Annotated in this window: 2 protein-coding genes; both read left to right on the forward strand. The window is 35.8% G+C overall.

The window, feature by feature from the left end:
- The first annotated feature begins 137 nt into the window (after positions 1-137).
- Positions 138-1,679, forward strand: coding sequence for an IS21 family transposase (istA, locus tag SPD89_RS22530; protein WP_336264190.1), 1,542 nt, complete (start codon positions 138-140; stop codon positions 1,677-1,679).
- 2 nt (positions 1,680-1,681) lie between these two features.
- A complete protein-coding gene (gene istB, locus SPD89_RS22535; protein WP_336264191.1) occupies positions 1,682-2,434 on the forward strand; it encodes an IS21-like element helper ATPase IstB in 753 nt (250 codons plus the stop codon).
- Positions 2,435-2,591 lie beyond the last annotated feature (157 nt).

The raw sequence follows: 2,591 nt of genomic DNA on the forward strand, positions 1-2,591 counted from the left end.
AATAGCCCCATGAGTGCGGGAGCTGCTCCGCTCCATCCATAAACCTACAATTTTATAGTTACACTTGAAACCCTTTTGTATAATGGTGACACATACTATTAATCTAGTATGAATTCATTGTATGGGAGGGTTTATTTATGGTTAAATATCGCAGAATTCTTGAACACTACTTCAATGGCATGAAACAAAGAACAATAGAAGTCGCTGTTGGAAGTTCAAGGCATACCATTCGCGATATCGTGAATAAAGCTAAAGAAAGGGGGTTAACAGAACTCACTGAAGAAATGTCTGATCACTGGTTAGAAGATTTCCTTTTTCCCGAAAAACGTCCACAAGCGAAAGGATATTTCCAAGAAGATTGGGATTATGTTCATAAGGAGCTAGGTAAGCCACATATGACTTTAAGTTTATTGCATAGAGAGTATAGCCAACGAGCTAAAGAACAACAAGCAATTCCATATGCTTACCGTACTTATTGTGAACACTATCAAAGTTATGCTGGTAAATATAAAGTTACCATGCCTCTAAAGCACAAACCAGGTGAATCAATTGAAGTAGATTGGGCAGGTACAACTCTCAAACTAATAGATCGTACGACTGGTGAAGATATTAAGGTTTACGTTTTTGTAGCTGCACTTCCATTTAGTCAATACAGTTACGCTGAAGGGTTTTTAGATATGAAATCTTCAAGTTGGTTAACTGCACATATTACCATGTTCAAATATTTTAATGGTGTTGCTGAAACGCTTGTTCCTGATAATTTACGTACAGGCGTAAATAAACCAGATTACGCTGAACCAATTATCAATGAATCATACAGAGAGTTAGCTGATCACTATCAAACAGTTATTGTTCCAACTCGCGTTCGAAAAGCGAAAGATAAATCAAGTGTTGAAGGTGCTGTGGGTTTTATATCACGGCAAATTATCGCATCTCTTAGAAATGTTCAATGTTTCTATTTAGAAGATTTAAATGCATTAATGTGGAAAAGATTAGAAGAATTGAATCATGAACCTTTTCAAAAGAAGGAAGGTTCGCGTCGAAGTGTCTTTGAAGAAGAGGAACTTCCCTATTTAATACCAGTGAGACAACCTGACTATGAGTTAACGGAATGGAGAATAGCCAAAGTTCAGTTAAACTACCACATTCAAGTTGAACGAAACTATTACTCCGTTCCGTATGAATATGTTCAATGTGATGTTGAGGTCCGACTCACAAAGAACCTAATTGAAGTTTACTTCAATCAGTCTAGAATTGCATCCCATAAACGCATAAAAAATAAAGTTGATCAATACAGTACACTTCATGACCATATGCCAGATCACCATCGAAAGTATGCAGAACATACACCTGAAAATATACGACATTGGTCTAAAAAAATAGGGAGCAATACTTCAGAAATGGTTGAAAAAATACTAAATCAACAGGTTGAGAAACGTGCATTAAAAATGTTGATGGGTATCAAAAATCTCGAAAATAAGTATTCTGTACAACTCATTGAGGAAAGTAGTGAAATTATCATAAGTATAACCAAACAACCTACGTTATCTACTTTCAAAACCATTATAAAACGTCAATATGAACACAAAAAGAATAGCGGCTCATCACATTCAAAATCTGTCCGAACAGATACAGATTATGGATTTAGTCGTGGTTCCGATTACTTTGGAGGGAAATAGCTATGAGAAACGAAGAAACATTAGATAAATTAAAAAAAATGCGGTTAGGTGGTATGGCAGAAGCTTATGAAAATCATTCAAATGATAGAGAAATCCAAAACTTATCATTTGAAGAAAGATTTAATTTACTTATTGATTATGAGTATGCCCGTCGAAAATCGAATAAACTACAAAGATTAATAAAACAAGCGACATTTAGTGAACCTGAGGCTTGTGTTGAGGATATTGAATATTATCCTGATCGCCATTTAGATAAGGAATTTATGACACGATTGGCAACTGGCCAATATGTTGAAGACGGACAAAATATAATCTTTATGGGCGCTTCTGGTAACGGGAAAACGTGGTTAGCGAATGCTTTCGGTGTTCAAGCTTGTCGGCAGTTTAAGAAAGTGAAATATATCCGATTACCTGAATTAATTGATGAATTAAAGGTAGCTCGTTTTGAAGCAGATGGTAGTTATCGTAAGTTAGTAAATAAATATCGGAAAGTTGATTTATTAATAGTTGATGAATGGCTTCTCACGGAATTAAATCAGGAAGATTCGATCCATGTATTAGAAATAGTCGAAGCTCGATTAAATCACTCTTCAACTATCTTTTGTTCTCAGTTTGCACCAAAAGGGTGGCATCAGAAGATAGAAAATGTTCAGTTGGCAGATGCCATTTTAGATCGTGTCGTGCATAATTCTTATAAGATTCTCATAGATGGGGAAGTTTCGATGCGTGAACGCCACGGATTGGGGGATTTCTGATGATTCCAATTGAGGTTGAAAATCGAATTGCACGTTATTACTTTCACTATTTTATCCCATCCGAAGTTATGGGCGAATTAGAGGCACTCCTTCTTCCTTATTATTTAGAAGACGAAAAGCCTTCGGCTGATGAAATGGTACAAAAAGCTATCAAACT

The organism is Pseudogracilibacillus sp. SO30301A (assembly GCF_037072025.1).
GTDB lineage: Bacteria > Bacillota > Bacilli > Bacillales > Amphibacillaceae > Pseudogracilibacillus.